Below are 2,010 nucleotides of genomic sequence, written 5' to 3' on the forward strand. Positions count from 1 at the left end.
CAGCAGGGCCGGGGTCATCGCCGGTTCTTTGCACTCGGCATCGGCCTGGAGGATGTACTTCCGGAACTCGGCGGGCACCCCTTGCAGGCCGCCACCGCCGTCGGCCGTTTCGGCAGCTGACGCATCGTTTTCCACAATCAGGACCACGGCCCCGATGACGATCAGCAGGATCAGGCCCACTACTCCCGCTACGACTCCGATGACCACCTTCACGTGCTGCCCCCCGTGCTTTTGCTGCTTTTCCCGGTGCCGGTTGTGTGACTTTCTGCCGTACTAGATCACGGTCTGATCAGGGTGCGCGCCCCCTTTGCGGCAGGGTCCGGGCCTTCGGCCGGATCCGGTCTCACGTAGAGTCGGATTTCGGTCTCGCGGAGCAACTGGTTTGCTCGGGGGGAAGCCGGTCGGCCGCTCTGTGATGCGGTCAGAACCGTCTTCACGCGGGGTCGTTGGCGACTCGGGGGGTGGCTGATGAGTGCTGGCGCTGGCGCGTTGGAGCGGTCCGGACGTGCGGGGCTGAATTCAGCCATTGTCTTAAAACGCTCCTCTTTCGCTGTGGTCTTCCGTCGCTGTTCGCGAACGCGTCAAGCAGCTGACCTGACGTCACCCGGTAAATCTCCACCGGGGGTGTCGGAGGATCACGCTAACCTCAGTCGTCTCACGATCCCAATATCGTGGCCAACGTGAATACCACAGGGGGAGTTGCGTCATGAGCACTCAGCCGGTGACAGCAACACCGGTCACCACGGCGCAGGTTGCGCTCCGGTACGCGATGATTCCGGTCGACGGCAATGGCATTGCAGTTGCGACGGTCGCCCGGATGCTCGACGGTGATGCCAACGGCACATGCGCGCGGATCCTGGGTCCGGGCGAGCCGATCCCGTACGCGGTCGCTCCGGTGCTGGTCGCGGACACCACCCTGCACGCCGCGATGCGGGTGCAGGAGACGCTGCTGCGCTGGGGGGACCGGCCGAGGCCCTGGCTCGTGCTGGTGGCCGACGCACCCGCCCGCCCGGTGGAGGACGCGCGCTACCTCATCCGGGGCCTGGGCAGCCGTCTGGCCGGTGTGGCGCGGGTGCCGTACCTCCCGGTGCTGCGTGCGGTGAAGGGGGCCGAGGAGGCCCTTGAGTACAAGGACGTCCGAGCCGCGGCGGCGAAGCTGCGGCGCACGATCGAGGGGAAATGAACATGGGCATGGGACTGGCTCGCATCGTCACCGACCTCCAGTTGGCGGCCGACATGATCCCGGGGGCGAAGCCCACGCCGATTCCCGGGATGAGCGATGACGTCAGCGAGGTCATCGGGTACGCCCTGTGGCTGCTGATCCTGGCCGGTGTCGGCGGCGCCGCCTTCGGCGTCTACAAGCTGGCCGTGGTGGACAAGTCGCGTAACGGCGGCGGATCCGAACCGTTCAAGTGGATGGGCGGCGGTGTGGCCGCGATCATTCTGTCGTCCAGCCTGATCGCCATCCTCAACAACATCGCGGCCTGAGGGGGGCGGGGGCATGGGACGCACCAGGAGCGCGTGGAAGGGCAAGAGCGTCTGGTTCGCCGGCGCCGCCCTGGCGGCCGTACTCGCACTGACCGGGTACGCGATTTTCAGCGGGGACGGGGACGGCGGTGATGCGCCGGGCAAGGCCGGTTCCTCCTCGTCGGCGGCCGCGGATCCGAAACCCTCGTACGAGCAGCCGGAGGACTGGACCGACCCGCAGCGCTGGGCGGCACTTCCGCGGGGGAAGCGCACCGACGAGCGCGGCAGCGAGGTCGAATTCCCGCACACCACCGAGGGCGCGGTCGCGGCGCTGGCCGCCAGCAGCAACAACACGGTCGAGGGCAGCACGTCCCACGTCGATGAGCAGCTGCGGCTCTACTACAGCTACGTGGCGAAGGAGGACCAGTCCGAGGCCGCCGCCGAGCGTGTTGAGCTGGGGTCCATTGACAACGGCAAGGTGATCTCCCGGGACATGGGCCTCAAGCCGGGCGCTCCCATGCCGTCCGGCGCCTACGTGCGCAG

Annotated in this window: 2 protein-coding genes and 2 pseudogenes; 3 read left to right on the forward strand and 1 reads right to left on the reverse strand. The window is 67.7% G+C overall.

Annotated elements, in window-relative coordinates:
* Positions 1-213: pseudogene (locus ACWFRU_RS42290) on the reverse strand (NlpC/P60 family protein); the annotation flags it as partial.
* A gap of 493 nt (positions 214-706) precedes the next feature.
* Here ACWFRU_RS42290 and ACWFRU_RS42295 point away from each other — a divergent pair.
* The 3 genes and pseudogenes from ACWFRU_RS42295 to ACWFRU_RS42305 all read left to right on the forward strand — a co-directional run.
* A complete protein-coding gene (locus tag ACWFRU_RS42295) occupies positions 707-1,183 on the forward strand; it encodes a hypothetical protein (protein WP_367509846.1) in 477 nt (158 codons plus the stop codon).
* An 8-nt stretch (positions 1,184-1,191) separates the two neighbouring features.
* Positions 1,192-1,488 carry a hypothetical protein gene (locus ACWFRU_RS42300; protein ID WP_367509844.1) on the forward strand — a complete coding sequence of 99 codons (297 nt, stop codon included), beginning with the start codon at positions 1,192-1,194 and terminating at the stop codon, positions 1,486-1,488.
* A gap of 13 nt (positions 1,489-1,501) precedes the next feature.
* A pseudogene (locus tag ACWFRU_RS42305) lies at positions 1,502-2,010 on the forward strand (hypothetical protein); the annotation flags it as partial.

It is taken from the genome of Streptomyces sp. NPDC055099 (assembly GCF_053607685.1).

Excerpts from the sequence above, each read along its gene's own strand:
- ACWFRU_RS42295 (WP_367509846.1), top strand. The coding sequence starts at position 707 with ATGAGCACTCAGCCGGTGACAGCAACACCGGTCACCACGGCGCAGGTT.
- ACWFRU_RS42300 (WP_367509844.1), top strand. The coding sequence starts at position 1,192 with ATGGGACTGGCTCGCATCGTCACCGACCTCCAGTTGGCGGCCGACATG.